Source organism: Williamsia sp. SKLECPSW1 (assembly GCF_054332755.1).
On sequence record NZ_JBTGLI010000001.1, the window covers coordinates 2645630 to 2672552 of the forward strand.

Sequence of the window (26923 nt, forward strand, 5' to 3'; positions counted from 1 at the left end):
CCACCGGCGGTGCCCCGCGATCCGTTCGACACCGCGGCACTGCGCGCGGCCGTCCTGTCGGCGTGGACGGCGTCGTCGACCCGTCTCGCCGAGGACGCAGCCGCCGAGGCCGATCTCGCCCGCATCGGCTACCGCGATCGGGTGATCACCGAGCTCGCCGCGAACGCCGCCGACGCCGCGTCGCTCGCCGGTGTGCCCGGCCATCTCGGGATCCGACTCGTCGGCGGGTGCCTTCACGTCGCCAACACAGGTGCGCCGCTCACCGCAGACGGTGTGCGATCACTTCTGGCGCTGCGGGTCTCGGCGAAGTCGGGGGTCTCGGCGGGCGCCGACGTCGACACGGTCGGACGGTTCGGTGTCGGGTTCAGCGCGGTGGTCGCCGTCGCCGACGAGGTCGCGGTCCGATCCCGCGACGGCGGGGTCCTCTTCTCCCGGGAGCGCACCCGGCAGGCGCTCGACGATGCCGGCATCGCAGTCGGCGACGTCCCGCCGCCGCTGCTCCGCCTGGCCTGGCCCGACCCGACGCCGCCGCCGGACGGCGTCGACACCGAGGTGGTCCTCACCCTGCGCGGTGACGGCGACGCCCTGGTCGCCACCGCCGCAGACCAGGCCCCGACTCTTCTACTCGAACTCTCGGCCCTGACGTCGATCACGGTGGCGGACACGACGATCAGTCGCGATGTCGTCAGGGTCTCCGAACCCGACCACGACGTCGTGACGATCGGGCGGGACACCTGGGTGCAGATCGCGGCAGGGGGCACGCGGTGGCTGATGCCGGGGACGGCGGACGCGCCGCGGCCCCGAGACCGGGACCGGCTGCACGCCCCGACCGTCACCGACGTCGAGCTGACACTGCCCGCGATGTGCATCACCGATGTCGACCTCACCCCGGATCGTCGCACCCTGGATCCTGACGCCGAGATCCGTTCCGCCGCAGACGGCTACCACCGTCTCGCGTTGCCGCTCGCCGCGTCGGTCCGCCTGGCCGTGGTGCCGGCGCCGACCCTTCCGGCCGGGCCGGTCGACGCCGACCTCCGTGAGGCGGTGATCGCCGACCTGACGTCGCATCCCTGGTTGCCCTCGGCGTCGGGCGACACCGTCGCACCCGATCGCGCGTCTGTGCTCCCGGGCGCCCCGCAGGCGCTGACCGACCTCCTCGCCGACATCGTCGACGGCGTCCTCGACGGGCGCCTCGGCCATCCCCTGCTCGGTGACCACGCGGTGCTGTCGTTGCTGCTTTCGGTCGGTGTCCGGGAGCTGTCCTGGGACACGTTGTGCGACAATCTGACCGGCATCGACCGTGCGCCCACGTGGTGGCATGACCTCTACGAGGCGCTTGCGCCCGCGGTCGTCGACGACCGCACGCGCGAGGGACTCGCCACCATCCCCGTGCCCCGCACCGACGGCAGGATGGCCGTCGGCGCGCGCGGACTCGTCGTGATCGACGCACCGACCGTCGCTGTGGCCGAGGCTCTCGCCGACTGCGACATCACCTGGGTGGCCACGGTCCACCCTGACGCCGATCACCCGTTGCTGGACCGACTCGGCGCGCAACGGGTCTCCGTGTCCGCCGTCCTCGCCGACCCCGCCCTGCAGGCGATGCTGGTCGACGGCGACCCGGATCCGGCTGTCACACAGGCAGTCCTGCGACTGCTCGCCGCCGACCCCGAAGCAGACGTGCCGGCATGGCTCGGCACCCTGCCCCTGGTCGACACCGACGGCGACGAGCGTTCCGCCGACGAACTGCTCCTGCCCGACAGTCCGCTGCATCGCGTCCTCGTCGACGACTCCCCGTTCGGCGTTGTCGCCGACGATCTCGTGGACCGGTGGGGGGCCGACGTCCTCCGCCGCGCCGGCGTCGGCTGGGGTCTGTCCGTCGTGATCGACGAGATGCCCGTCGGGCCCGACCACGATCTGCCCGACGAGGAACTCTGGTGGGACACCCGCGTCGACGAACCGCAGCGGGTGGTCGCGGTCCGCGACCTCGACCTCGTCGACCCCGACCGGTGGCGTGAGGCGCTGGGTCTGCTGGCCGCACAGGACGACTGCCGTGCGGCCGTCGCCGACCCCGACGGCTACACCGCGTGGTGGCTGCGGTCGTTCGCCACCCTCGACGGCACGCCGCTCGGCCACCTCCGCGCCCCCGACGACACCACCTTCCTCGGCCTCCTCGACGCCGCGGACCACCCCGACGCCGCGACGATCGCACCCGTGTTCGCCGGCGCCGAGGTGACCTCGACCGATCTCGCGGCCGTCCTCCTCGACCGACTGGGCGATGAGGACCGTGAGGTGGCCCCCGGTGTGGCTGCTGCGGCGCACTCCGCTCTCGTCCGGGCACGGCGTCGCGGTGACCTCGACCTCGATCGGCTCGACGCGCCCGCACGGGTCCGCACCGTCTCCGGCGCCACCAGTGCGTCCGGGGTGGTCGTGGACCGGCCGTCGCTGCTGCCCGTCGTCGGAGCGGACGAGGCGGTGGTCGCCACACCGCCGTTCACCGTCGACGAGGCTCGTGCCCTGGCCACCGTGCTCGACATCCCCACGGCCGCCGAGGAGTTCCGGGTGTCGCCCGTCGACCCCGGGGACCCGTCGACGTGGACAGCCAGTCCCGTGGCGCTGGCCCTGGCGGTCGTCCGGGGCATCGTGCCGCCCGCAGGCGAGGTGCGACTGCACGACGTGCTGCGCCTCGACGTCGAGCGTGACGGCCGGCACCGGACCGTCGAGGTCGACTGGTGGGTTGACGACGCAGGTGTCCACCACCTGGTCCGGCCGAGCGGGGAACGTCGTTCATGACATCGGGGTTCGACCTCTCCGTCACCGAATGGGTCGTCGACCATCGGGTCGCCTGGCTCACCACCGTCTTCCGGGTGATCACGACGGTCGGCAACACGGCAGCGATGACGCTCGTCGCCGTCGTCGCGACCGTCGTGCTCCTGCGGCGGCACCAGATGCTCGCGCTGACCGTCCTGATCGGCTCGGCGAGCGGGTGGCTCCTGATGCAGGCGTTGAAGTATGCCGTCGCCCGCGACCGGCCCCCGCCGAGGTTCCGTGTCCTGGCCCTCGACACGTACTCGTTCCCGTCGGGCCACGCGATGATGTCGGCGATCGTGCTCGGACTGGTCGCCGTCGCCGCCTGGCGGACCTCGGCGTGGGTGCGCGCCCACCCCGCGGTGCTCGCCTGCGCGCCCCTCGCATCGGCGCTGATCGGTGTCAGCCGTGTCTACCTCGGCGTCCACTGGACCACCGATGTGATCGGGGGATGGGTGATCGGCGCGGTGTGGGTCGTGATCGCACTCGCCGTTGCGGGGGTCGTCGGGAGGCGACGCGCTCACACACCGTCCTGAGACGACACCAGGCGGGCACACGCGGTGCTTGTGGCCTCGTCGGCGGCGAACCACTGTTCGACGCGGATGTCGTCCAGTCCCACCATGAGCGGCGCCTGCAGGACCGTGAGGGTGACGACGAACCGCAGAACCTCATCGCCGTGGCGGACGTGCAATTCCATCGACGGTGTGGCCGGGACGGTCGGGTCGGGATCGCGCCAGTCTGGCCGGACCAGCGGGGACGCGAGCAGGTCGTCGAGTAGAGATCGCAGCGCATCACCCGCCCCCGCGAGCACCTCGTGATGGATGCGCTGCAACAGTTCCCGGGCCACCTCGTCGTGGTTGACGATCAATGCGGGACCGAGACGGGGGTCCAAGGTCAGGCGAGCGAGGTTCAGCCCGCTCGCGTCCTCGGCAAAGGCATCCTCTCCGAGGGGTGCGAGCGCCGTGCCGAGCACCGCCGCCGCGCCCGCGTTGGCGTCGAGGATGCGGTAGGTCCGATCGAGGACCACGAGCGGCAGCGGGTCGTGGTGGCTCTTCATCACCTCGACGACGGTGCGGATCGCCTCGAGCGGCGACGCACCATCGATCTCGTCGAACCGGGCGGGATGTCCGGCGGCACGGAGCATCTCGTTGGTCGCATGCAGCGGCACGTCGAGGGTCTCGGCGAGCCGGACCACCATGGCGGGTCCCGGTGCCGAGCGGCCGGTCTCGAGGAAGCTGATGTGCCGCGCCGACACGTCCGCCGCGTGCGCGAGGTCGAGCTGGCTCAGTCCGCGCCGGTGGCGCCAGTGGCGCAGGAGCGCCGCGAACACTCCGCCCGGTCGCGCGCTCGCTGTGTCGATCGGTGCCATCCGTGCAGCTTAGGGGCCTCGACGCCCGGCGGTCACCTACCTTGCGGGGTCATTGCCGTCTCCCGGCGGCGGCGGTGGACTGGGGCAGCCGACGCGACCGCGACGGCGACACCCACACCGCAGGAGTGATCATGACCGCGCCGACCGTCACCGAGGCCAGCGAGATCTTCCGCCGCCCTCCCGACCGCTACGTCGACGTGCCGGGTGGCGCGGTGGCCGTGCGATCGGTGGGGGAGGGACCCGCGATCCTGTTCGTGCACGGCTGGCCGGTGTCGGGTGCGACGTTCCGAGGTTTGTTGCCGCATCTCGCCGATCGATCGCGGTGCCACGTGATCGACCTGCCGGGCGCCGGCGCGTCCCGGTTCGACCGGTCGACCCCGATCAGCATCGCGGCACATGTGGAGTCGGTGCGCGCCGTCGTCGACGATCTCGGTCTCGACGACGTCGCCGTCGTCGGACACGACAGCGGCGGGATGATCGCTCGCCTCGCCCTCGCCGGCGATCCGCGTGTGCGGGCGTGGGGTCTCATCGACAGCGAGCACCCGGGGCGGCCCGGTCTCCGGCTGCGGATGTTCCTCGCGCTGCGACACCTCCCGTACGTCGAGGGTGTGCTGGGCAGGGTGCTGGCCTCGCGGGTCCTGCGGAGGAACCGGTTCGTGCTCGGTGACGCGGTGTCCGACCGAGACCACCTCGACGGTGAGTTCGCCGAGTTCTTCCTCGAGCCCCTCCTCACCGACCGCGAGAGACTCTGGGCCGCAGGCACGCTGCTGCGAGGCTTCGACCTCGGGGCAATGCGTGACTTGAGCGAGATGCATGCCCGGATGACCGCACAGGTCACCGTCGTTCAGGGTGGCGACGACGTGTTCTTCCCGACCGCACGGGTACGGGCGATGATGTCGACGTTCGCCGGTCCGTCCCGGCTCGAGATCATCGAGGGCGGGCGACTGTTCGTCCACGAGGAGTCGCCGGAGCGTGTCGCCGCCGTTCTGCGGTCCGCGGTGGCAGGAATGTAGTCGAGGCCGCGCCGGGCAGTGTGCGTCAGAACCTGATCCGTGCCGTCGACCCACGACCGGGGACGAAATCCCGGTGACGGAACGACACATCCGCTGCTAGCCTCACCGGGTCCGTGCGACAACCGGAGGAGGTGATACCCGTGAACGATTCGACATGGGTGCTCCGCTGCGAGGTCACGGTCGGGCGATAGGTCGTCCGGGAGCGCCGATCACACGGCATTCCCGAAAGGCACGACCATGCACGTCATCTCTGAATCGCGTCTCGACGACGGTCTCGTCGAGCGCCGCGTCACCGTCGGCGAGATCCCGGGGATCCTCTGGGTTCCGGAATCCGCTGCCGGCACACCCGTTCCGCTCATCCTGCTGGGGCAGCAGGGCGGGCTGGAGCGGATGTACCCGCGACTCCTACCGCGGGCCAGGGCACTCGCCCGTGTCGGATTCGCAACCGCGACCGTCGAACTCCCGGGCAGTGGGGTGCGGCCGAGGATCGCACAGTTCGACCGCGCGCGTGCCGACCTCCGCGCGGTGGCGACAGCCGGCGGCACCCCGGACGACGACCTCGTCGATCGGCTGATCCTGCCGCTCGTCGAGCGTGCCGTCCCGGAATGGCAGGCGACACTCGACGATCTGCTCGGTCGTCCCGAGGTGCGCCGGCCCGTCGGGATCTCGGGCGGGTTCATCTCGATCGGCGTGCGGATGGCCCGGGTCGACCGACGGATCGAGGCGGCCACGCTGTTCGCCGGCAGCTACGTCCCCACGGCGACCGTCGAGGAGGCCCGTGCGATCACGATCCCGCTGCATGTCCTGCTCCAGTGGGACGACGAGGGCAACCACCGGCAGATGTCGCTCGACCTGTTCGACGCTCTCGGGTCGATGCAGAAGACACTGGCCGCCAACACGGGAGGACACACCGGCGTCCCGCCCTGGGCGGGCGAGGAGGTCGTCAGATTCTTCACCCGACACCTCGGTTCGTCCGGTGCCGGTCGACCCGACCGGTGAGACAGTCCGAGGGCGCCCGAGTTCGGTGCCAAGGCGCACATCCCGCGCGGACTGCGGTCGTCAGTCGAGGCCGCGCTGGGCGGCGCGGGCGCCGCGCCGACTCGCCCGACGCTGCACCGTGAACACCGCGGTGCCGAACAGTCCGACCGCGAGACCGACCAGACAGCTCACGAGGGTCGACGTCGTGCCGAGGCCGGTGGCCGCGACGACGATCGTCGCGACGAGCCAGCAGGCCATCCCGACGTAGACGACGTTGGCCGGTTCGACGAGCCAGTGCGGCAGCCGGGGTAGGTCGTCCGGACCGGGCGCACCGGAGGGCTGCGGACCGTCGCTCGTGCTCACAGGGCCCAGCGTAAGGTCCCCCGCGATGGGTGGACAACGTCCGCCCCCGGGCAGCCTCCGCCGGGAGGCGAGGAGGTAGGCGTGTCGGAGGAACTCGACAAGCTGGCGACGAGCACCGACGACACCCGCACCGCCGCGCCCGGGGGCGTCCGCGGTCGCGTGGACCGATATTTCAAGATCACCGAACGCAGTTCGTCGTTCCCGCAGGAGATCCGCGGGGGACTGGTCACGTTCTTCACGATGGCCTACATCGTGGTCCTCAACCCGATCATCATCGGCGGCGTCGTCGGTAGCCCGCGCAACGCCGACGTGCTCGGCAACGTGCTGCCGATCGCCGCCGTCGCCGCTGTGACAGCCCTGGTGGCAGGTGTCATGTCCATCCTGTTCGGGGCGATCGCCAACTATCCGTTCGCCATCGCGACGGGCCTCGGCATCAACAGCCTCCTCGCCGTGAGCATCGCCCCGCAGGTCACCTGGCCCGAGGCGATGGGTCTCGTGGTGATCGACGGCATCATCATCGTGCTGCTGGCCGTGACCGGTCTGCGGACCCGCGTCTTCACCGCGATCCCCGCCGAGCTCAAGGCCTCCATCGCCGCCGGCATCGGCTGCTTCATCGCGTTCATCGGCCTCGTCGACGCAGGATTCGTCACCCGCGTCCCCGACGCCGCCGGCACCACCGTCCCGGTGGGCCTCGGCAACGGCAACTCGATCACCACCCTGCCCACACTGATCTTCGTCCTCGGCGTCCTCATCATGGGCGTGCTCGTGGTCCGCAAGGTCCGCGGCGGCCTGCTGATCGGCATCGTCGTCACCACGATCATCGCCGTCGTCGTGCAGGCCTTCGCCGACCTCCCGGCGTCGGGCAACGGCAAGTCGGGCTGGAGCCTCAACATCCCCGAGTGGCCGAAGGCCGTCGGCGACCTGCCCGACCTGAGCCTCGTCGGCGACGTCGACCTGTTCGGCGCGTTCGTGCGGATCGGTGTGCTGTCGGCGTCGGTGTTCGTGTTCACCCTCGTGCTGTCGAACTTCTTCGACGCGATGGGCACCATGACCGGTCTCGGCCGCGAGGCGGGTCTGGCCGACAAGGACGGCAATCTCCCCAACATCGGTCGCGCCCTGGCGGTCGAGGGTGCGGGTGCCATCGTCGGTGGCGCCGCGTCGTCGTCGTCGAACACGGTCTTCGTCGAATCCGCCTCCGGTATCGCCGAGGGGGCGCGCACCGGACTGGCCAACATCGTCACCGGCGTGCTGTTCCTCGTCGCGATGTTCTTCACGCCGCTCTACTCGATCGTCCCGCTCGAGGCGGCCGCGCCCGCACTCGTCGTCGTCGGCGCGTTGATGATCGCCCAGATCCGACACATCGACCTGACACGCTTCGAGATCGCGCTGCCCTGCTTCCTCACCATCGTGGTGATGCCCTTCACGTACTCGATCGCGAACGGCATCGGTGTCGGGTTCATCAGCTGGGTGGTGCTGGCCACGGCCCGCGGGAAGATCCGGTCGGTGCACCCGCTGCTCTGGGTGGTCGCGGTCCTGTTCGTCCTGTACTTCGCCAAGGGGCCGATCGAGTCGCTCATCAACCAGTGAGATGTCACCTGACCAGGGGACATTCGATGGTCTGGCGACGACGACGGCGTGCCCGAACCGGTAGTTTGTCGTGCATTCCAGTTGCCGTGTCCTATTGTTGAGCGCGTGAGTGGTAAAGACGACAATCTGGCCAGTGACCTGTCGCTGGCAGTGGTACGCCTCGCCAGGCACCTGCGTGGGCGCCGCGCGACGTCGACGGTGTCGCTGACCCAGCTCTCTGCTCTCAACACCCTTTCCCAGCAGGGCCCGATGACCCCGGGCGCGATGGCCGCGCAGGAGCGCGTGCAGCCGCCGTCGATGACCCGCGTCATCGCCTCGCTCGCCGACCTCGGGATGGTCAAGCGCGACCCGCATCCGACCGACGGCCGGCAGATCATCGTCACCCTGTCCGATCTGGGGCAGAAGGTGATCGCCGACGAGACCCACGCCCGCGAGGCCTGGCTCCGCGGACAGCTCGACAAGCTGGGCGACGACGAGATCACGACCCTGCGCAAGGCCGTGGAGATCATGTCCGGCATCGTCGCCGGCGACGACTGACACCACCCGCACCCGCAGGATGCGCCGGGAAGCCGGCGGCGATCCTCATTCGTGACGGTTAACATCGACCGAGTGCCGATGCCGCTCATGTTCTCGTCCCTCGGGGTACGGAACTATCGGCTGTGGGCCGGCGGCCAGGTCGTGTCGCTCGTCGGCACCTGGATGCAGCGCATCGCGCAGGACTGGCTGGTGCTGCACCTCTCCGGCAACAGCGGGGTCGCCATCGGCATCGTCATGGCGTTGCAGTTCGGCCCGACCGCGGTGCTGTCGATGCCCGCGGGTGCACTCGCCGACCGCTTCGACAAGCGGCGCCTGCTCATGGCCACCCAGATCGGCATGGCCGTCTGCGCACTCGTCCTCGGCATCACCGACACCCTCGGCGTCGCGACGCTCGCCCAGGTCTACGTCCTGTCGTTCGCTCTCGGGTGCATCTCCGCCGTCGACGCCCCCATCCGGCAGTCCTTCACCGTCGAGATGGTCGGACCCGAGCACCTGCAGAACGCGGTCGCGCTCAACTCGATGACGTTCAACCTCGCCCGCATCATCGGTCCGGCAGTCGCCGGTCTGCTCATCACCGTCATCGGCACGGGGCCGGTGTTCCTGGTCAACACCGTCACATTCGTCGCGGTGCTCACGGGCCTGCTGATGATGAACCCCGCAGACCTGCAACGCAGCGACAGACCTCGCGGGCGCAGCTCCGTGGTGGAGGGACTGCGCTACATCCGCGCCCGCCCGCATCTGGTCGCCCTCTTCACCACCATCTTCTTCGTGTCGACGTTCGGTCTGAACTTCCCGCTGTCGTTGGCGTTGCTGACCAAGAACACCTTCGCCGGGTCCGCCGGGGGATACGGGCTGCTCTCGACGGTGCTGGCCGTGGGGACACTCGCCGGCGCGACGGTGGCAGCGCGGCGTCGTCGCCCGGCGCGGGTCCGACAGTTGATGATCGCGGCGTTGATCTTCGGTGTCCTCGAGGTGGTGGCCGGGCTGATGCCGACCTTCGCGCTCGTCGCGGTGGTGCTGATCCCCGTCGGTGCGGCGCAGCTGACGTTCAGCACGACGGCGATGAACATCGTTCAGCTCTCGGTGGATTCGGCGATGCGCGGCCGCGTGATGGGCGTGTACATGCTGGCGTTCCTCGGTGGGACCCCGCTGGGCAGTCCGCTGCTCGGGTGGATCGCGCAGGTGACCGATCCGCGGGCGCCGCTCGTCGTGGGCGGTGCGATCAGTGCGGTGGCCGCCTTCGCCGCCGCGGTCGTCTTCGGGACCGCCGCTCGCCGACGGGAACGCGCTGTCGGCGACCCGATGTCCCCGGCCGACGTCGAGACGATCCCCGGTGCCGGCATCCCCCGCTGACGCCGAGCGTGCCGAAAGCCGCCGCCGAGCGTGCCGAAAGCCGCCGCCGAGCGGGCGGTCGTCAGGACAGGGCGGAGCGCACGACGTCGACGCCGTCACCCGACAGGTCGTCGAGCGCCACCGGGCGCCGGGTGAGCGCCATCATGACCGCCTCACCGGGACCGGACACCGTCGGACGCGCACCGTCGGGAGGACCGGACTGCCAGTCCGCATCGTCGGCGACCCACCGCACGTCGAGCTGCAACGGCGCGAACCCGCGGCGTGCCGCCGGCGACATGAGGAAGTCGAGCGACGCGCGCAGGCGGTCGGGGCGGACGGTGCGGTCGATCCCGAGCGGCCGGCGGATGTCCTGGCCGTGGATCAACAGGTCGGTCAGCGGGGCGAGCGGGCCGCCGCCGGGAGGGCTGAACCGGTGATCGGCCTTGGCGCGCAGCATCTGTGGAAGCTGCCGCCCGTGGCTCCGCACCACCCGATCGGTGAGGGCGACGTTCGACTTCTCGAAGTCGCCGCGTGCACGCAGGACCAGCCAGATGACCTCGGGGATGGTGGTGACCGTCGGGGCGAGCAGGTGGGCGGCGACGCCCCGGACATCCCACTCACCGCACAGCGACTGCGTCGCCCACTGTGTCTCGTCGAGAGTGTCGAGGACGTCGGCGATCATGCGTCGCTCGTCCGCGATCGCCGCGAACACCTCATCGTCGTCCATCGTGGTGCCTCTCAGAAGAACGTGCCCGAGAACGGCTTCCGGTCGGTGAGGAACGCCTGGTCCAGCTCGCACAGCGTCGCGTGGTCCGACGCCCACAGACGATTCGCCGACGCGAACTCCGTCGCACGATAGCCACCGAGGTAGATGCTGGAGAGAACCGAGACGTCCATCCGTACGGTCGCGGGGTCGTCGGTGGCCGACACGGTGGCCACCCCGTCCCGCACCGTGAACGCGAATCGTCCACCGTTGCCGCGGAACTGATCGGTGACCTCGAGGACGGCGTCGACGTCCTCGGAGTAGGTGCGCGCCTCGAGTGCGCGCGGGATGTCGATGATGCGCAGCCACATCGAGTCCGAGAGCGCCGTCAACTTCGGTGCCCGCAGGTTCGTCAGCTTCATCGGCAGCGGGTCGTCGACGGGCATCGGCGCGTGGATCGTGGGGATGAGGTCGAGCCCGAGCAGGACTCGCCACAGGTCGGTGTGGGCGGCGTCGGTGACGGCGAAGAACTCCGAGACCCGTGCCGACGCAGTGCCGCCCTCATGGCTGATCCGGTAGCTCGCGTACCCGTCGGGGTGCACCAGGTAGTGCAGTGCACTCTGCCCGTCCCGCAACATCTCCCGGTCGGCGAAGATCATGTTCCACCACACCCGCGACCGCACGATGGCGCCCGGGTTCATCGACGCCCAGCGGTCGTGCAGATCGGGGACGAGGTCGCGGACCTGCTCCGCCGTCGCGAACCGCACCGGTGTCCACGCCGGCAGGGGCTCCCGCAGCTGCGCCTTCGACAGGTCGATCTCCACCTGCTGTTCGAAACACGCAGGACCGTAACCGAACCGCTCGTAGATGGTCGCCTCGCTCGCGGTGAGGATGGAGAAGACGGACTTCTCGCGTTCCCACTGGTCGAAAAGCTCGGTGATCATGCGGCGCAGGATCCCTCGACGACGATGCGTCGCCGCAACCGACACCCACGACAGGCCCGGCAGGTCGACGCGCGCGCCACCGGGCAACGTCAACGTCATCCGATAGAACATCGCGACGCCGGCCAACACCGGCCCGACAGGTCCCGACTCGTCGTAGACCACGACGACGTCGCCGTCGCGCAGCTTGCTCCGGATGTCCGCCTCGGCCTCGGCGTCGAGGGGGTGGATGAAGGCGAACGCCCGGGCGTCGGCGGCGATGATCGCGGGCCAGTCGTCGTCGGTGGCCCGCCGGAGGACGAGTTCGGAGTCGGTCACCGTCCCAACCTAACGGGTGCGCTCACCGCCCCGGAGGGCCGTGCGGGATGGACTTCGCGGTCGATACGCTTGTATGTGGACATGTCTTCAGCCACCAGCGTCTCCCCGGACACGGAGCGCGGTAGCCGCGCGCCGCAGACCGTCGGACTCATGGTCGTGCTGGCCACGGTCATGGTCGGGACGACGATGCCGACCCCGCTCTACTCCGACTACGAACGCGACTTCGGGTTCTCGCTGCTCACGGTGACCGTCGTCTACGCGATGTACGCCGTCGGCGTGCTCGCGGCGCTCATCGCGTTCGGGACCTGGTCGGACGTGCTGGGCCGTCGGCCCGTGCTGGCGCTGGGTGTGCTGTTCGCGGCGGCGAGCGACGTCGTGTTCCTCCTCGCCGACGACACCGCCGTCCTGCTCGTCGCCCGTGTGGTCTCCGGCCTGTCGGCCGGTGTGTTCGTCGGGACGGCGTCCGTCGCGATCATCGAGATGGCGCGGGGCCGGTTGTCCTCGCGTGCGCCGCTCCTCGCCAGCCTCGCCACCATCGGCGGGCTCGGCCTGGGTCCGATCCTGGCGTCCATGCTGGTGACCTGGGCTCCGAATCCGCTGCGCACGACGTACTGGGTGCACCTGGGGCTCATGGTGGTGGCGGCGCTGATCATCGTCGCGGTCCCCGAGACGCGGGGCCGTCGCCGTGACGAACGTCTCGGACTGATGCCGGTGACGGTGCCCGCCGAGATCAGGGCGTTCTTCGTGCGCGCCGCGATCCTCGGCTTCGCGGGCTTCGCCGTCATGGGTCTGTTCACTGCGCTAGCGCCGACGATCGCGTCGCGGTTCGCCGGCGTCGACTCGGTGATCGGTCAGGCACTGTGCGTCGCGGCGGTGATGGGTGGGTCGCTCGCCGGGCAGATCGCCGGACGCGCCCTCGACGACCGCATCTCGGAGGTCGTGTCCATCGCGATGATGATCGCCGGGATGGCGCTGCTGGTGGCGACCCTGCTCGCCGGGCACTGGGAACTGCTTGCCGGGGCGGGGATCGTCGGCGGGTTCGGCCAGGGGGTCGCGTTCGCCCGCGGCCTGTCGGGGATCGCGACGGGTGCCCCCGCCGACGCCAAGGCGGCCACCACGTCGGCGTACTTCGTCATCACCTACATCGCCATCAGCATCCCGGTCGTCGCCGAGGGATTGCTGTCGCGGGCGCTCGGGGTGCGCACAGCCGGGATCGTCTTCGCCTGTGTGGTGTCGGTTCTCGCCCTCACCGCGGGTGTCCTCGCGTGGCGTGAGCAGGCCCGGATCGACGCCGACGAGCGGTCCGAGCCCGCAACGACCCACTGATCGACACTCCATCTGGTGGGCAGTCGGGACACGTCGGGCAGACTGATCCGATGCCTGTCGACGTCATCGACATCGCCGACCCCGACGATCCGCGCGTCGACGATTTCCGCGACCTGAACTCCGTCGACCGGCGGCCCGATCTGCCTGTCCTGCCCGGCGGTCGACCCGGGCGGGGACTCGTCGTCGCCGAGGGTGTCCTGGTGGTTCAGCGCATGATCGCGTCCCGCTTCACGCCGCACGCGTTCCTCGGAGTCGAGAAGCGACGCGCGGAACTCGCCGACGACCTCGACGCCCCCTCCGTCGACGGCCTGCCCTTCTATCGAGCGTCGGCCGAGGTGATGGCCGACGTCGTCGGCTTCCACCTCAACCGCGGTGTCCTGGGCGTGGCCCGCCGGCCCCCGACGCTGTCGCTCGACGACGTCGTCGCCGACGCCCGGACCGTCGCCGTGCTCGAGGGTGTCAACGACCACGAGAACATCGGCAGCATCTTCCGCAATGCCGCAGGTCTGGGGGTCGACGCAGTCCTCTTCGGTCGCGGGTGCGCCGACCCGCTCTACCGACGCGCCGTCCGCGTCTCGATGGGCCACGCCCTGCTCGTGCCGTTCGCGGCGGCGGAGAACTGGCCCGGTGACCTGCACAGCCTCCGCGACCGCGGGTTCACCGTCGTCTCTCTCACGCCGGATCCCGACGCCGTGCCGCTCGCCGAGGCAGTCGGTGCCGAGCGTGTCGCGTTCATGGTCGGCGCGGAGGGGCCGGGTCTGTCGGAGACGGCCATGCGGGCCGGCGACGTCCGCACGCGGATCCCGATGGCCCGTGGCACCGACTCCCTCAACGTCGCGACCGCCGCGGCGATCGCGTTCTACGCCCGCGCCGCCCGATGATGTGTCGTTCTCGCGACGATCCGCCCGGGTGGGCGTCGCGAGAAGTACACGAGATCGGTCAGCGGCGGAGGTGGCGCAGCGCCGACTCGGCCGCGTTGTAGCCGCACATGCCGTGCGCACCGGCCCCCGGTGGCGTCGACGCCGAACACAGGTAGACGCCGTCGAGACCCGTCGCGTACGGGTCGAGCGCGGGCCGCGGCCGCAGGATCACCTGCAACCCGGCGTTCGACCCGCCGATGACGTCGCCGCCCGCGTAATTGGGGTTGCCCGAGGCGAACTCGGCGGTCGTCGTGACGGTCGTCGCCCGGATGCGGTCGCGGAAACCCGGGGCGAACCGCTCGATCTGCGCGGTGACCGTCTCCGTCGCGTCACCGGAGAATCCATGCGGCACATGGGCGTACGCGTAGAGCGGGTTGAGATCCCCACGTGATCGCGACGGGTCGGCGACGTACTGCTGCCCGACGATGACGAACGGGCGTGCCGGCATCACCCCCTGTGCGACGAGACGCTCGGCCTCGACGACCTCGTCGGCGTCGCCGCAGACGTGCACGGTCCCGGCCGACGCCACACCCTCGGCCGTCCAGGGCACCGGACCCTCGACGGCGTAGTCGACCTTGAACGCGCCGGGCGCCCGCCGGAAGCGTCCGTAGGCTCGTCGGATCCGTCGGGGCAGTGCGTCGCCGTAGATGTCGACGGCGACCTGCGGCGAGGTGTCGAGCAGGACGACGTCGGCGCGGGGGAGCTCGGCCGACGATCGCACCCGACGCCCGGTCTCGATCGTCCCGCCGAGTTCGGTCAGCATCGACTCGAGCGCGTCGGAGATCGACGACGATCCGCCGCGGGCGACAGGCCAGCCGAAACGGTGTCCGGAGGCGGCGAGCATCACCCCGACCGCCGAGGTCAGCGGTCGGTCGAGACGGGTGTAGGCGTGGGCGGCGGTACCGGCGAACGCGGCCCGTCCCTGCGGCGTCCTGAACAGTCGGGTGGTCACGCTCGCCGGTGGGAGTGCCCGCGGTCCGAGGGTCGCCAGCGCCACGAGATGCCGCGGCACGTGCGCGATGGGCCGCATCACCTCCGCGGCGAGGTCGTCGAAACGGGCCGCGGGCGGGCCGACGAGGCCGCGCCACCGACCGCCGTCGCTGCCGAGACCGGCCGCGGTGGCGTCGACGGAGCGATGGATCAGCGCCGCCGAACCGTCGTCGAGCGGGTGCGCGCAGTCGATCGGCGCGTGATCCCAGTGCAGGCCGTGGCGGGCGAGGTCGAGACCGGCGAGAAACGGCGACCCCACGGCCAGCGGATGGAACCCCGAGCAGTGGTCGTGGACGAGCCCGGGCAGGGTCATCTCACCGGAGCGCGTCCCACCGCCGATCGTGTCGGCAGCCTCGAGGACGGTCACCGAGACACCGGACCGTGCGAGGTGGACGGCGGCGGCCAACCCGTTCGGGCCGGACCCGACGACGACGGCACTGGACATGAACTCGACGGTAGTCGACCGGCACGTCGTCGCCCCGTGGTCTCGGTCGGCAGCCAGAATGGGCCGGTGAGCAGCGTCGAACCCACCCCGTGGGCGGCCGGTCTGGCCCTGTCCGCGGTCACCGCGGTGGTGGTCGCCGGGGTGGTCGGTGGCGTCTACAGCGTGGTCGCGGAAGCCGGTCGGCTGCTCGGCGTGCTCGCGGTCGTGGTGGTGTGCGGAGGTGTCGCGCCGTCGGCCTGGGTGTGGCGGCGACGGCCCGTCCTGCGATGGATCGGATCGGGCGCGCTCGTCGGGTTGGCGGCCGGGCTCGTGATCGCGACCGCACTGGCGGCCGCACAGTGAGCAGGTACACCGTTGACGATGATTAGCCGGAGCAACGTATAATTCATGGCGCTGTCGACGTCGTCGCGGTGATCGTGGGGTGTGACGACATCGGCGATCGGGGCCGGTGCCGGTGGTGACCTCCGCCGGCGCCGCCCCGGATCACCAGGACGACGCGGCAGATCAGCTGCGTCCGAACCCGAACCAGCGCGCCACCTTGGTGGGCGCGGATGCGTCGTCGGACTGGCCCGATCCGTCCTCGCCGTCGGCCGTCTGCCTGCGGGCCTCGGTGTCGGGCCGGAACTGCTGCGACGCGTCGCGATCGTCTGCGGTCGGCTGATGTCCGGGAGGTCGTACGGCGAAGCGTGACAGCGGGATCTGTTCCGGTGACACCACATCCGGGGTGAACGGCGGGGTGAGACGCAGCCCCACCCACAGGGTCGACGCGTGGTCGGCGAATTCCGTCGGATGGAACGGCAGCGCCTGCGGATCGGGCATGGCGCCCTCGCTGTAGCGCAGTGGCCGCTCACCGGCCCAGAACTCGCGTTCGAAGATGTACGGCAGGCCGATGTTCTCGGCGATGTCCACCGGGGTCGAGGCGAACGACCGTCGCAGCGTGCCTTCTTCCCAGGTCGCGAACGCCCCGAACGAGCGCTCGATGTCCGTGACGACGAGGTGGATCAGCCGGGCGGGCCGCGCTCGCAGGATGCTCTCGGGAAGCTCCGAGGGGTGGTCGGTCGCGACGGGGCCACCTGTCACCACCGCGATACGTCCGAACGCCCCGACGGCGATCTCGTCGTCGGCACCGGCGGCAGCGCGATCGAGGGTGGTCTCCCCCCGCGCGATCAGGACGGAGTCCCCGACGACGGTCTGCGCGAGCTGCGCCGCGGATTCGGGATCGTTGCGGACGCCGAAGCGTAGATCGGCGATCGGATCATCGCTGTCGACGAACCAGAGCATCCCCGCGTTCGCTGCCACACCAGCCCTTCCGGTCGGATCTACTGACTACCGTTGCTGCGCACTCCCAGGAGGACATCTTCCCACGCGGGTACCGACGGCTTGCGCGAGCCCTTCCGTGGCTTGCGTGCGGGCTGGGGCGCCGGGTCCTCTTCGGCTGGGGGAGTGGGCTCCTCGGCGAGCGGTGCACGCCGCGTCGGGATGTCATCGGGGTCGAAGTCGTCACCGGCCTCGAGGTCCTCGATGGTCTCGCTGCGGCGAATCGGCGCGGGATCGGTTGCGGCGCTGGCTGTCTCGGGCTCCGGATCGTGAATTTCCGGCTCGACATCGGTGTGTCGTGAGCGTGATCGCTGCGCGTGGATGAGGTCGTCGGCGGCGAGGGTCACCTCGGCCGGGACCGGGGTGGGGCGTCCGGCGGGGCGGGCGGGCGGCGTGGTCAGGGCGACGACGGATCCGGCTCCGCTGAGCGGCCGCGTGAGATCGGCGTCGGTGAGTTCGTCGGCCATCTCGTCGAGGGGCTCGGTGATGCCCCCGCTGGAGCCGGGCAGGAATCGCCAGTGGGCCCGGTTCTGCGATCGGCCGATACGCCACGCGACCTGGACGACCCAGCGGTTGTCGTCACCTTTCCAGGCATCCCAGTCGGTGTCGTCGGGGTCGTGGCCACGGGCGCCGAGCGCGGCCGCGACGACCTCGCCGAGCGTCGACAGTGCGGGGCCGTCGATCCGGACGGGGTGCGACGACGCCGCCATCTCGGTGGCGCGCGCGCGTTCGAGCAGGACGGGATGGGCGAACCGGTCGATCTTGTCGATCGAGACACCGGCCGCCGCGGCGACCTGCGCGACGGACGCGCCGGCGCGGATGCGGGCCTGGATCTCCCGGGGCCGCAGCGCACTCTCCATCTCGATCTCGATCTGACCGATGCGGGAGATGTCACCTCGGAGGGCGGCGCGCAGCCGGTCGTCGGCCGGGACGGTGAACTCCTCGCCCGAGTCGGGGTCGCGGCAGATCACCGAACCACTCTCGGCGTCGACGCCGATGACACGCAGTTCGCGCATCTGCCCTCCTCACCACAGAAGAGTTCGGGTTCTGTCGACTCTAGTGCAGCGACCACCCCGGACGAGACCGACACGCAGGTCGGGTGCCCGCCGCGGATCGTCCGATGTACCGGCCGGAACCGCTCAGAGGGCGGCGACGACGTGGTCGATGCAGTGGGTGAGCGCGGTGACGTCGTCGGGATCGATCGCCGGGAACATGCCGACGCGCAGCTGGTTCCGGCCGAGCTTGCGGTACGGCTCGGTGTCGACGACACCGTTGGCGCGCAACGTCTTCGCGACCGCGGCGGCGTCGACGGAGTCGTCGAAGTCGACGGTGCCGACCACCTGGCTGCGCAGTGCCTTCTCGGTCACGAACGGGCGTGCGAACTCGCTCTTCTCGGCCCAGTCGTACAGGCGTGAGCTGCTGTCGGCGGTGCGCTGCACGCACCAGTCCAGCCCGCCCTGCGCGAGCATCCACTCGACCTGGTCGGCGAAGAGCAGCAGCGATCCGACGGCGGGGGTGTTGTAGGTCTGGTCCTTGCCGCTGTTGTCGACGGCGGTCGGCAGCGACAGGAACTCCGGCACCCAGCGGTCGGTGGCGCCGATGCGCGCGACGCGCTCGAGCGCGGCCGGGCTCATCAGTGCGACCCAGATCCCCCCGTCGGATGCGAAGCACTTCTGCGGGGCGAAGTAGTAGGCGTCGGTGTCGGCGACGTTCACCGGCAGCCCGCCGGCACCGGAGGTGGCGTCGATGGCGATGAGTGCGTCCCCGGCGTTCGCGGGTCGCGAGACGGGCACGGCGACACCTGTCGAGGTCTCGTTGTGTGCCCAGCCGATCAGGTCGACGTCGGCGGCCTGCTCGGCGGTGATGTCCGACGGGTTCGGAGCGGTCCCCGGATCGGTGGAGATCACCGTCGGGTCGTCGAGGAAGGGCGCCTTCTTCGTCACCGTCGCGAACTTCGACGAGAACTCGCCGTAGGTCAGGTGCAGCGACTTCTTCTCCACCAGGCCGAGCGCGGCGGCATCCCAGAAGGCGGTGGTGCCGCCGTTGGACAGGACGACCTCGTAACCCTCGGGCAGCGAGAACAGTTCGGCGAGGCCGGCGCGGATGCGGCCGACCACGTTCTTCACCGGCTTCTGCCGATGGCTGGTGCCGAAGATCGAGGCGCCGGTGTCGACGAGGGACTGCAACTGTTCGGGACGGACCTTCGACGGCCCGCACCCGAATCGTCCGTCGGCGGGCAGGAGATCGGCGGGGATGGTGATCTGCGCCGTCGTGGTGTCGCTCATGGGCCCGATCGTAGTGGGACGCCGGTCGGTCCCGACTTCCACTCCGCTGAACATGCGTTTAGCATGTTGATCATGCGTTCAGTCGACGACGTGGATCTCACCGCCCGCGCACGCATCCGCGATGCGGCGATCGCCGTCTTCGTCCGCGACGGCTTCGGCGCCACGGTGCGGGCGGTGGCGACGACGGCCGGCGTCAGTCCCGGCCTGGTCATCCATCACTTCGGCAGCAAGGCGGGCTTGCGCGCGGCGTGCGACGACCACGTCCTCGCACACGGGCGCGAGCGCGCCGACGCGCTGCTCGGGGACGAGGAGCGGGTGGCCGACGCGATCGGGGCGGCCCTGGGTCGACTGGCCGAGGAGGGGCCTGTGCTCGGCTACCTGACACGGGTCCTCGCCGAGGGCGGTGAGGTCGCCCGGTCGTTCCTCCAGCGCCTCGTCGCCGACACCGAGCAGTCGATGCGGGCAGCCGTGGCCGCCGGCACGGTGCGGCCGTCGGTCGACGAGGCCGCGCGCGCCCGGTTCGTGGTGGCGATGTCGGTGGGCGTGCTGTCGATGGACCTGGTGATGGACCCGCCGGACGATCCCACCGACGGCGCCGCGGTGGTCGCCGCACATGCCGATCGGATGCTCGTCCCCGCGACCGAGTACGCGACCCACGGGCTGTTCACCGACACCGCCGCGTTCGACGCCGTGATCTCTCGGACGACGGGGGGACAGGCGTGAGCGCCGACGCCGTCGTCGAGGTCGACGGCCTGGTGAAGTCGTTCGGCCGCACCCGCGCGCTCGACGGCCTCTCGTTGCGCGTCGGCCGCGGGGAGGTGGCCGGGTTCCTCGGACCCAACGGCGCAGGCAAGTCGACGACCATCCGCGTTCTGCTGGGTCTGGTCCACCCCGACGCGGGCACCGTGCGGGTCCTCGGTGCCGACCCGGTGCGCGACGCGGTCGCCGTCCACCGGCGACTCGCATACGTACCGGGTGACGTCGCGCTGTGGCCCCGGCTCACCGGTGGGGAGTGCATCGACCTGCTCCTCGGGATGCGCGGCGTCACGGTCGACGACGCGCGTCGCACGGAGCTGATCGACCGGTTCCGGCTGGATCCCTCCCGGCGGGTGTCGACGTACTCGAAAGGCAACCGGCAGAAGGTCGTCCTGGTGGCGGCGTTCGCCGCGCTGGTCGACCTGCTCGTCCTCGACGAGCCGACCGCCGGCCTCGACCCGGTGATGGAGACGGTCTTCGCAGACTGCGTGCGCGAGGCCGTCGACGAGGGGTCGTCGGTTCTGCTGTCCAGCCACATCCTCAGCGAGGTGGAGAAACTCTGCGACTCGGTGACGATCGTGCGCGACGGCGCCACCGTCGAGTCCGGTCCGCTGAGCAGGCTCCGGCGGATGACGCGTGTTCGGGTGTCGGCCGAGATCGACGGCACCGGAACACCATCCGCGGCGGGCGTCGACGACGTGACGGTCACCGACGGTGCCGACGGTCGCCGGCGGATCACCTTCCTCGCCGACCGGTCGCACATCACGTCGGTCGTCGCGGACCTGGCGACCCTCGGCGTGACCGATCTGACGATCACGCCACCCTCGCTGGAAGAACTGTTCCTCCGCTACTACGGCGACACCGCGCCGGGGAAGTCACCGTGACCGCGCCCGCGGGTGTCGGTGGGCTCGTTGCCCTGGCCGGCCGGACCGAGCGCGTCACCGGCGGTGTCGGTGTCCTGGTGATTCCGGTGCTGCTGGCGACGACGGCCGCCGCGCTCGTCCCGCTCTATCCCGATCGGGCGTCGCGACTCGACCTCGCCGCCGGTGCGGCGGCGAACCCGGTGTTCCGCGTGTTGCTCGGGCCCCTGTCCGACGTCTCGGGCATCGGGGTGCTGTCGGTGTGGCGGGTGGGTCTGCCGGCGCTGCTGGTCGTCGCCGTCCTGGCCGCGGCGACGGTCACCCGGAACCTGCGCGGCGCCGAGGCCACCGGGCGGATGGAACTGCTGCGATCGGCCGCCGTCGACCCCATCGCCCCCGTCGTCTCCGCGGTGGTGATCGCGGCGGTGTGGGGGCTGCTCACCTCGGCGCTCGTGGTCGCCGTCGCCGTCGCGATCGGGGTGCCCACGGTGGCCGCGCTCGGTGTCGGCGCCCAGGTCATCGCCGCCGTGGCGACGGGGATCGGGGTGGCCGTCGTCGCCGACCAGGCGGTCACCACCTCCCGGACCGCGCTCGCGACCTCCTCGGGGGTCCTGGTCGTGGCCTACCTGGTCCGCGGCGTCGCCGACGCCGCCGACGGGTGGTCGTGGTTGGCGTGGGTGTCGCCCCTGGGATGGGTGCAGCGGATCGACCCGCTCGACGGGTTCTCACCCGTCGGGTTCGGCGCCTGCGTCGCTCTCCTGGTCGTCGGGGTCGGCGTCGCGACGACGATCGCGCGGCGCCGGGATCTCGGTGCGGGACTGCTCCGTCCACGACCCGGTCCGGTTCGTGCCCGTGTCCCGATGCGTCTGTCGACGGTGACCGTGGTGACCGTCGGGCCGTCGCTGCGGCCGTGGCTCGGGGGATCGTTCGCCTACTGCGTGCTGGTCGGTCTGCTGCTCTCCTCGGTCGACTCGGTCGTCGGGTCCGGCGGTACGGGGGATCTCGTCGAGAAGCTCGGCCGCAGAGCTGATCTCACCGATGCGTTCGCGAACACCGTGCTCGCGATCGTCGGTGTGGTGGCCGCTGCCGCCGGTGTCGCGGTGGTGGTGGCACTACGCGGTGACGACGCGGCGGGACGCGGTGAGGTCCTCCTCGCGACGGCGGTCTCGCCCACCCGGAGACTCCTGGCGGCAACGGGTCTCGTCGTCGCGGCGACGGTGGCGGTCCCCGTGCTCGCGGCCTGCGGGATGGGTCTGGGTCGGGCGCTCACCGGCGCGTCGGCCGGCCCGTCCACGCCGGCCATGATCGGGGCCGCCCTGGTGGGCGTGCCCGCCTCGTGGGTGGTCGCCTCGGTGGCGCTCGCCGCGTACGGATTCGGACCGCGGCTCGTCGTGGTCGCGTGGGTCGCGGTGGTCGCCGACCTGCTGCTCGGACCGCTCGGGCCGCTCCTCGGGGCGCCCGGGTGGCTGCGCGATGTCGTCCCGCACACCCATCTGGCGCCGGCGGTGGGCGCACCGGCTCCCGGTGTGCCCGTGGCGGTCTGTCTCGCCGTCGGGATCCTGTTCGTCGCGATCGGCGTCGTCGCGGTGCGTCGCCGCGATCTCGCCTGACCCGCCGCCGGCGGGCTCAGTGCTGGGCGACGGTCTCCCAGCCGGCGACGTCCTCGGGCCGTCGCGGGGCGGGGCCGACGTACAGCGCCGCCGGCCGTACCAGCTTGGCCAACCGCTTCTGCTCCAGGATGTGGGCGCACCAGCCTGCCGTGCGACCGCAGGTGAACATGGCGGGCATCATGTGCGGCGGCACCCCGGCGAAGTCGAGGATGACTGCGGCCCAGAACTCGACGTTCGTCTCGATCGCGCGATCGGGGCGGCGTTCACGCAGCTCGGTCAGCGCGGCCTGCTCGAGGGCCGAGGCGACCTCGAAGCGCGGGACGTCGAGCTCCTGGGCGGTGCGCCGCAGGACACGCGCGCGGGGGTCCTCGGCCCGGTACACCCGGTGACCGAAGCCCATGAGCTTCTCCTTGCGGTCGAGGACACCTTTGACCAGGCCGCGTGCGTCACCCGACCGCTCGACCTCCTCGATCATCGGCAGCACACGCGCGGGCGCGCCGCCGTGCAGCGGTCCCGACATGGCACCGATCGCACCCGAGAGGGACGCGGCGACGTCGGCACCGGTGGAGGCGATCACGCGGGCGGTGAAGGTGGAGGCGTTCAGGCCGTGTTCGGCAGCGCTCACCCAGTAGGCGTCGATCGCGCGGATGTGTTTCGGGTCGGGGTCGCCCTTCCATCGCGTCATGAAGCGGGCGGTGACGGTGTCGCAGCCGTCGATCTCCTTCTGCGGCACCGCGGGCTGGTGGATGCCGCGCGCCGACTGCGCGACGTAGGACAGTGCCATCACCGACGCGCGGGCGAGGTTGTCGCGGGCGGTCGCGTCGTCGATGTCGAGCAGTGGCCGGTAGCCCCAGATCGGGGCGAGCATGGCCAACGCGGCCTGCACGTCGACGCGGACATCGCCGGTGTGCACGGGCAGCGGGAACGGCTCGGCCGGTGGGAGGCCGTCTCCGAAGCGACCGTCGACCAGCAGCGCCCAGACGTCGGAGAAGGTGACACGGTTCTCGACGAGGTCCTCGATGTCGACTCCGCGGTAGCGCAGGTTGCCCCCGGCCTTGTCCGGTTCGGCGATCTCGGTGGTGAAGGCGGTGACGCCCTCCAACCCCGGGACGAAGTCCTCGGGGACACCCGCTGACCTGGTCGGCGTCTCTGCGGTACCTGCCATGGTGGCGACTCCTCCGGGAGATCTGACGCTGTCACCAGGACTGTAATCCGCCCGGGTGACCACCCACACGGTCGGATCCCGGGTCGATCGGCTCGACCGCCGATCTCACGTCCGCAGTCGGCACCCCCCCGCTCGCGCGGCGATCAGCGCGTCGGCCGCGGTGTCGTCGGCGAACGCCTCGTCGATCGGTTCGCCGGTGACGAGGAAGCGGTTGTAGATGGGCGCGGCGGCCAGCGCGATCACCCGTTGCGCGTCGGTGTCGGGGGGCAATTCGCCTCGACTCTTCGCCGCCTCCACCATCGCTGCAGCCCTCTCGTACCGGCGCTGGAAGAACTCTCGTTTGAGGGTGCCGAGTGGTGTGTCGCGCGCGGAATCGGAGAACAACGCGCGCACCGCACCGCGGAGCTGCGGTGAGCGCGCGAGCAGCAGGTCGACGACACCCCGGCTGAAGCTGCGGACGTCGTCGTCCAGTGAACCGGAGTCGGGAACCGGATAGGTGGTCTCGAGCAGCTCGGAGATCGCGGCAGCGATCAAGGCGTCCTTGGTCCGCCAGCGCCGATAGATCGTCGTCTTGTTCACCTTCGCGGCCTCGGCCACGCCATCGATCGACAGTGCCGCGTACCCGACGCGGGCGACGGTCGTCAGCGTCGCGTCGAACACCTTCTGCTGCACCACCGCGGTCCGTCCACCGCGGCGGACCGTTCCCGGCGCCGCGCGTCGGCCAGTGGTGGAAAGCGTCTCGTGGTCGATCTCCGACGCCGACTCGGGATCCGATGCCACAGCCCGGACCCTACCGACCGCGGCGTTGTCGGATGGGCTCGACGCACCGCGGATCAACCCGATCGAGGACGCACTAATGCAACAATTAGTTGTGATAACGTCGAGGTGTCCACGAGGGCCCCGAGGCGATGACGACGTCACCTGGTCTCCCGGCGGTCCTGTCACAGCACGAGGGAGGAACTGCTCATGACGAAGCGCACGGTGCTGATCACCGGGGGGACGAGCGGGATAGGCCTGGCGGCCGCGTCGCTGTTCAGCGAGATGGGTCACCAGGTGATCGCGACGGGCTCCACCGCCGCCTCGGTGGCCTCGGCGCGAGACCGACTGCCGGTGGATGTCGTTCTCCTCCAGGCGGATCTGCGATCACTGTCCGAGGCCACGCGCGTCGCCGACCGTGTCCGGGAGGTGTCCGGCTCACTCGACGCCGTCTTCCTCAACGCGGGGACGGGCACGACCGGACCGATCGAGAGTTTCGACGAGAAGTCCTACGACGACGCTTTCGCGGTGAACACCAAAGGGCAGTTCTTCACCCTGCAGGCGGTGTTGCCGCTGATCTCCGACGGTGGCGCGATCATCTTCACCATCGGCGTCGCGGTCACCCATGCGATGCCGGGTCATGTCCTGCTGGCCGCCAGCCGCGGCGCATTGTTGGCGATGGTGACGACCCTGGCGATGGAACTCGCGCCGCGCCGCATACGGGTGAACGGCGTGAGCCCGGGGTTCGTGGACACGCCGATCTGGGCCAAGGTCGCCGGGTCCGAGGAGGCCGGGGCAGCGGCGAAGAGGCAGGCGGCCGAACAGGTCCCGTTCGATCGCCTCGCCGAGGCGCGCGAGATCGCGCAGACGGTGGCATTCCTCGCGGGCCCGGAGAGTTCGTACACGACCGGCCAGCACATCCTCGTCGGGGGCGGACTCGGCGTGGGCGTGTGACCGCGACGTCGAACCAGGAAGAGCGGAGCGAATTCGCATGAAAATCCATGTCATACGAACCGGCGACGTGCAGATCAAGTCGCGGCACCAGCACCCCGACCCCGCGGAGACCGATTCCGCGGCGAGGGAACTGGATGTGTTGACCGACGAGGACTGGAGTCCCCGTCTCCCGATCAACTGCTACCTCGTCGAGCACCCCGAGGGCCTGATCATGGTCGACACCGGCGAGAGCAGTCACGCCAACGACCCGGGATATCAGCCCTGCTACAGCTACTTCTGCCAGAACTGCGAGAAGCGCTGGGTGCAGGAACACGAGGAGGTGGGGGCGCAGCTCCGGCACCTCGGTTTCAGCCCCGATGACGTGCGGTGGGTGGTCATGACGCACATGCACGGTGATCACGCCGGCGGCATACCGAACTTCCCGCACAGCGAGATCCTTCTCAGCGGCACCGAGGCACACGACGCCCTGGCGAAGGGGGGCCCTCTCTTCGGCTACCTGAACATGCACTACCCCGACTGGTTCGAGCCGGCCGTCGTCGACCACGACGCCACGCCGTTCGAGTCGTTCGACCAGAGCTCCGCGCTGACGAGGGACGGCGCGGTACAGATCGTCCCGACTCCCGGGCACACCCCCGGACATCAGTCGGTGATCGTGACGATGGACGACCATCGTGTGCTCATCGCAGGCGATGCGTCCTACTCGGAGAGCTCGATGCTGCGCGGCGAACTGGACGGGGTCGCGCGCGACGCACACGCCCACAGAGAGTCGACACGGCGCATGCGGGAGTTGTGCCGCCGCGGCGACACAATCACCGTTTTCGCCCACGATCCGGACGCGAGCCGTCGACTCGAGGACTTGGTGTTCACGGTCCCCGACGACGGATCCTGATGCTCGGTGGTCATCCACATGCCACACGCCTGGCAGGCGACGGGCACGGTCCTGGTGGCGGTGGGCGTGCGGCTCACCCTCAGCCATCGGTGACGGGCAGCTGCACGATCTTCCGCTGCGACTGACCTAGGCTCTCCTCGTGACCGCAGCTGACTTCCACGCCGAGGTGCGGGCGCTGCGTCTGGAACGGGTGCTCGACGCCGCGGTCGAGATCATCACCGAGCAGGGGTGGGACGGCCTGAGCATGACCCTGGTCGCCAAGCGGTCCGGTGTTCCCCGGCAGAGTTTGTACAAGGAGCTCGGCACCAAGACGGATCTGGGCAGCGCCGTGGTGCACCGAGAGGTCGACCGTTTCCTGGAGCATGTGCAGACCGGGCTGGCCGCGCACCCCGACGATTTCGTGAGCGGCGTCTCCGCCGCCGTGCGCAACGTCCTCGAGCACGGCCGGTCGAATGCCGCACTCGCGGCGGTCCTCCGTCCGGGCCACGACTCGGGCCTTCTCGCACTGCTCACCGTCAACCCCGACGCCGTGTTGGGTCAGGCGACGGGAGCCCTCGAATCGCTCCTCGGCGACACGGTGTCCGCCGCTCTGGTCGACACCGTGGTGCGGCTCACGATGAGCCATCTCCTGCAACCGACGGTCGACGTGGACGAGGCGGTCGGTCGGATCGCGCGGGTGATCCGCGGATTCGACTGAGCGCGCC

26 protein-coding genes are annotated in these 26923 nt (G+C 70.6%); 16 read left to right on the forward strand and 10 right to left on the reverse strand.

Annotated features, from left to right (window positions below):
- Nucleotides 1–9 precede the first annotated feature (9 nt).
- Together ACXVUM_RS12435 and ACXVUM_RS12440 are read left to right on the forward strand one after the other, a co-directional pair.
- Nucleotides 10–2790 carry a sacsin N-terminal ATP-binding-like domain-containing protein gene (locus tag ACXVUM_RS12435; protein WP_458522087.1) on the forward strand — a complete coding sequence of 927 codons (2781 nt, stop codon included), beginning with the start codon at nucleotides 10–12 and terminating at the stop codon, nucleotides 2788–2790.
- Nucleotides 2787–3341, forward strand: coding sequence for a phosphatase PAP2 family protein (locus ACXVUM_RS12440; protein WP_458522088.1), 555 nt, complete (start codon nucleotides 2787–2789; stop codon nucleotides 3339–3341). The genes ACXVUM_RS12435 and ACXVUM_RS12440 overlap by 4 nt, the downstream gene beginning before the upstream one ends.
- Here the strand turns inward: ACXVUM_RS12440 and ACXVUM_RS12445 are convergent.
- The gene (locus ACXVUM_RS12445) at nucleotides 3326–4174 is read right to left on the reverse strand and encodes a helix-turn-helix domain-containing protein (protein ID WP_458522089.1); all 849 of its coding nucleotides are present in this window, start codon (nucleotides 4172–4174) and stop codon (nucleotides 3326–3328) included. The genes ACXVUM_RS12440 and ACXVUM_RS12445 overlap by 16 nt on opposite strands.
- Before the next feature lie 131 nt (nucleotides 4175–4305).
- Between ACXVUM_RS12445 and ACXVUM_RS12450 the strand changes: the two genes are divergently transcribed.
- Both ACXVUM_RS12450 and ACXVUM_RS12455 read left to right on the forward strand, forming a co-directional pair.
- Nucleotides 4306–5187, forward strand: coding sequence for an alpha/beta fold hydrolase (locus ACXVUM_RS12450; RefSeq protein WP_458522090.1), 882 nt, complete (start codon nucleotides 4306–4308; stop codon nucleotides 5185–5187).
- 237 nt (nucleotides 5188–5424) lie between these two features.
- Entirely contained in the window at nucleotides 5425–6186 is a 762-nt protein-coding gene (locus tag ACXVUM_RS12455) for an alpha/beta hydrolase (protein WP_458522091.1), read from the forward strand.
- Nucleotides 6187–6246: 60 nt separating this feature from the next.
- Here ACXVUM_RS12455 and ACXVUM_RS12460 read toward each other — a convergent pair whose 3' ends face one another.
- On the reverse strand, nucleotides 6247–6528 hold the full coding sequence (locus ACXVUM_RS12460) for a DUF2530 domain-containing protein (RefSeq protein WP_458522092.1): 282 nt from the start codon (nucleotides 6526–6528) through the stop codon (nucleotides 6247–6249).
- A gap of 102 nt (nucleotides 6529–6630) precedes the next feature.
- Here ACXVUM_RS12460 and ACXVUM_RS12465 point away from each other — a divergent pair, with 102 nt between their 5' ends.
- The 3 genes from ACXVUM_RS12465 to ACXVUM_RS12475 all read left to right on the forward strand — a co-directional run bounded on the left by ACXVUM_RS12465 (nucleotide 6631) and on the right by ACXVUM_RS12475 (nucleotide 10005).
- Nucleotides 6631–8115 carry an NCS2 family permease gene (locus ACXVUM_RS12465; protein ID WP_458522866.1) on the forward strand — a complete coding sequence of 495 codons (1485 nt, stop codon included), beginning with the start codon at nucleotides 6631–6633 and terminating at the stop codon, nucleotides 8113–8115.
- A 105-nt stretch (nucleotides 8116–8220) separates the two neighbouring features.
- Nucleotides 8221–8652: an Rv0880 family HTH-type transcriptional regulator gene (locus ACXVUM_RS12470; protein WP_458522093.1), complete on the forward strand. Its 432-nt coding sequence runs from the start codon at nucleotides 8221–8223 to the stop codon at nucleotides 8650–8652.
- Between the two features lie 78 nt (nucleotides 8653–8730).
- Nucleotides 8731–10005: an MFS transporter gene (locus tag ACXVUM_RS12475; RefSeq protein WP_458522867.1), complete on the forward strand. Its 1275-nt coding sequence runs from the start codon at nucleotides 8731–8733 to the stop codon at nucleotides 10003–10005.
- A gap of 61 nt (nucleotides 10006–10066) precedes the next feature.
- Here ACXVUM_RS12475 and ACXVUM_RS12480 read toward each other — a convergent pair whose 3' ends face one another.
- Nucleotides 10067–10711 (reverse strand): maleylpyruvate isomerase family mycothiol-dependent enzyme, encoded by a 645-nt coding sequence (locus ACXVUM_RS12480; RefSeq protein WP_458522094.1) that lies wholly within the window; start codon nucleotides 10709–10711, stop codon nucleotides 10067–10069.
- Nucleotides 10712–10722: 11 nt separating this feature from the next.
- On the reverse strand, nucleotides 10723–11946 hold the full coding sequence (locus tag ACXVUM_RS12485; RefSeq protein ID WP_458522095.1) for a GNAT family N-acetyltransferase: 1224 nt from the start codon (nucleotides 11944–11946) through the stop codon (nucleotides 10723–10725).
- A gap of 81 nt (nucleotides 11947–12027) precedes the next feature.
- On the opposite strand from ACXVUM_RS12485, the gene ACXVUM_RS12490 reads away from it, so the two are divergent.
- Both ACXVUM_RS12490 and ACXVUM_RS12495 read left to right on the forward strand, forming a co-directional pair.
- Nucleotides 12028–13272, forward strand: coding sequence for an MFS transporter (locus ACXVUM_RS12490; RefSeq protein WP_458522096.1), 1245 nt, complete (start codon nucleotides 12028–12030; stop codon nucleotides 13270–13272).
- Nucleotides 13273–13322: 50 nt separating this feature from the next.
- Entirely contained in the window at nucleotides 13323–14153 is an 831-nt protein-coding gene (locus ACXVUM_RS12495; protein WP_458522097.1) for a TrmH family RNA methyltransferase, read from the forward strand.
- A gap of 58 nt (nucleotides 14154–14211) precedes the next feature.
- Here the strand turns inward: ACXVUM_RS12495 and ACXVUM_RS12500 are convergent, their stop codons facing one another.
- Nucleotides 14212–15627, reverse strand: a complete 1416-nt coding sequence (locus ACXVUM_RS12500) for a phytoene desaturase family protein (RefSeq protein WP_458522098.1) — start codon at nucleotides 15625–15627, stop codon at nucleotides 14212–14214.
- Nucleotides 15628–15693: 66 nt separating this feature from the next.
- On the opposite strand from ACXVUM_RS12500, the gene ACXVUM_RS12505 reads away from it, so the two are divergent.
- Nucleotides 15694–15969 carry a DUF2537 domain-containing protein gene (locus ACXVUM_RS12505; RefSeq protein WP_458522099.1) on the forward strand — a complete coding sequence of 92 codons (276 nt, stop codon included), beginning with the start codon at nucleotides 15694–15696 and terminating at the stop codon, nucleotides 15967–15969.
- A 162-nt stretch (nucleotides 15970–16131) separates the two neighbouring features.
- Here ACXVUM_RS12505 and ACXVUM_RS12510 read toward each other — a convergent pair whose 3' ends face one another.
- The 3 genes from ACXVUM_RS12510 to serC all read right to left on the reverse strand — a co-directional run bounded on the left by ACXVUM_RS12510 (nucleotide 16132) and on the right by serC (nucleotide 19229).
- On the reverse strand, nucleotides 16132–16926 hold the full coding sequence (locus tag ACXVUM_RS12510) for a DUF6928 family protein (RefSeq protein ID WP_458522100.1): 795 nt from the start codon (nucleotides 16924–16926) through the stop codon (nucleotides 16132–16134).
- Between the two features lie 20 nt (nucleotides 16927–16946).
- Complete coding sequence (gene sepH, locus ACXVUM_RS12515) at nucleotides 16947–17960, reverse strand: septation protein SepH (RefSeq protein ID WP_458522101.1); 1014 nt, start codon at nucleotides 17958–17960, stop codon at nucleotides 16947–16949.
- Nucleotides 17961–18083: 123 nt separating this feature from the next.
- The gene (gene serC, locus ACXVUM_RS12520) at nucleotides 18084–19229 is read right to left on the reverse strand and encodes a phosphoserine transaminase (RefSeq protein WP_458522102.1); all 1146 of its coding nucleotides are present in this window, start codon (nucleotides 19227–19229) and stop codon (nucleotides 18084–18086) included.
- 72 nt (nucleotides 19230–19301) lie between these two features.
- Between serC and ACXVUM_RS12525 the strand changes: the two genes are divergently transcribed.
- From ACXVUM_RS12525 to ACXVUM_RS12535, 3 genes are read left to right on the forward strand one after another with little or no spacing between them, the layout of a single operon-like run.
- The gene (locus tag ACXVUM_RS12525) at nucleotides 19302–19952 is read left to right on the forward strand and encodes a TetR family transcriptional regulator (protein ID WP_458522103.1); all 651 of its coding nucleotides are present in this window, start codon (nucleotides 19302–19304) and stop codon (nucleotides 19950–19952) included.
- The gene (locus ACXVUM_RS12530; protein WP_458522104.1) at nucleotides 19949–20869 is read left to right on the forward strand and encodes an ABC transporter ATP-binding protein; all 921 of its coding nucleotides are present in this window, start codon (nucleotides 19949–19951) and stop codon (nucleotides 20867–20869) included. The genes ACXVUM_RS12525 and ACXVUM_RS12530 overlap by 4 nt, the downstream gene beginning before the upstream one ends.
- On the forward strand, nucleotides 20866–22455 hold the full coding sequence (locus tag ACXVUM_RS12535) for a hypothetical protein (protein ID WP_458522105.1): 1590 nt from the start codon (nucleotides 20866–20868) through the stop codon (nucleotides 22453–22455). The genes ACXVUM_RS12530 and ACXVUM_RS12535 overlap by 4 nt, the downstream gene beginning before the upstream one ends.
- 16 nt (nucleotides 22456–22471) lie before the next feature.
- Here ACXVUM_RS12535 and ACXVUM_RS12540 read toward each other — a convergent pair whose 3' ends face one another.
- The gene (locus ACXVUM_RS12540; RefSeq protein ID WP_458522106.1) at nucleotides 22472–23620 is read right to left on the reverse strand and encodes a citrate synthase 2; all 1149 of its coding nucleotides are present in this window, start codon (nucleotides 23618–23620) and stop codon (nucleotides 22472–22474) included.
- 105 nt (nucleotides 23621–23725) lie between these two features.
- Nucleotides 23726–24400 (reverse strand): TetR/AcrR family transcriptional regulator, encoded by a 675-nt coding sequence (locus ACXVUM_RS12545; protein ID WP_458522107.1) that lies wholly within the window; start codon nucleotides 24398–24400, stop codon nucleotides 23726–23728.
- 186 nt (nucleotides 24401–24586) lie between these two features.
- Between ACXVUM_RS12545 and ACXVUM_RS12550 the strand changes: the two genes are divergently transcribed.
- From ACXVUM_RS12550 to ACXVUM_RS12560, 3 genes are all read left to right on the forward strand, one after another.
- The gene (locus ACXVUM_RS12550) at nucleotides 24587–25330 is read left to right on the forward strand and encodes an SDR family oxidoreductase (RefSeq protein WP_458522108.1); all 744 of its coding nucleotides are present in this window, start codon (nucleotides 24587–24589) and stop codon (nucleotides 25328–25330) included.
- A gap of 67 nt (nucleotides 25331–25397) precedes the next feature.
- Nucleotides 25398–26219 carry an N-acyl homoserine lactonase family protein gene (locus ACXVUM_RS12555; protein ID WP_458522109.1) on the forward strand — a complete coding sequence of 274 codons (822 nt, stop codon included), beginning with the start codon at nucleotides 25398–25400 and terminating at the stop codon, nucleotides 26217–26219.
- Between the two features lie 139 nt (nucleotides 26220–26358).
- Nucleotides 26359–26916 (forward strand): TetR family transcriptional regulator, encoded by a 558-nt coding sequence (locus tag ACXVUM_RS12560; protein WP_458522110.1) that lies wholly within the window; start codon nucleotides 26359–26361, stop codon nucleotides 26914–26916.
- The last annotated feature ends 7 nt before the right edge of the window (nucleotides 26917–26923 follow it).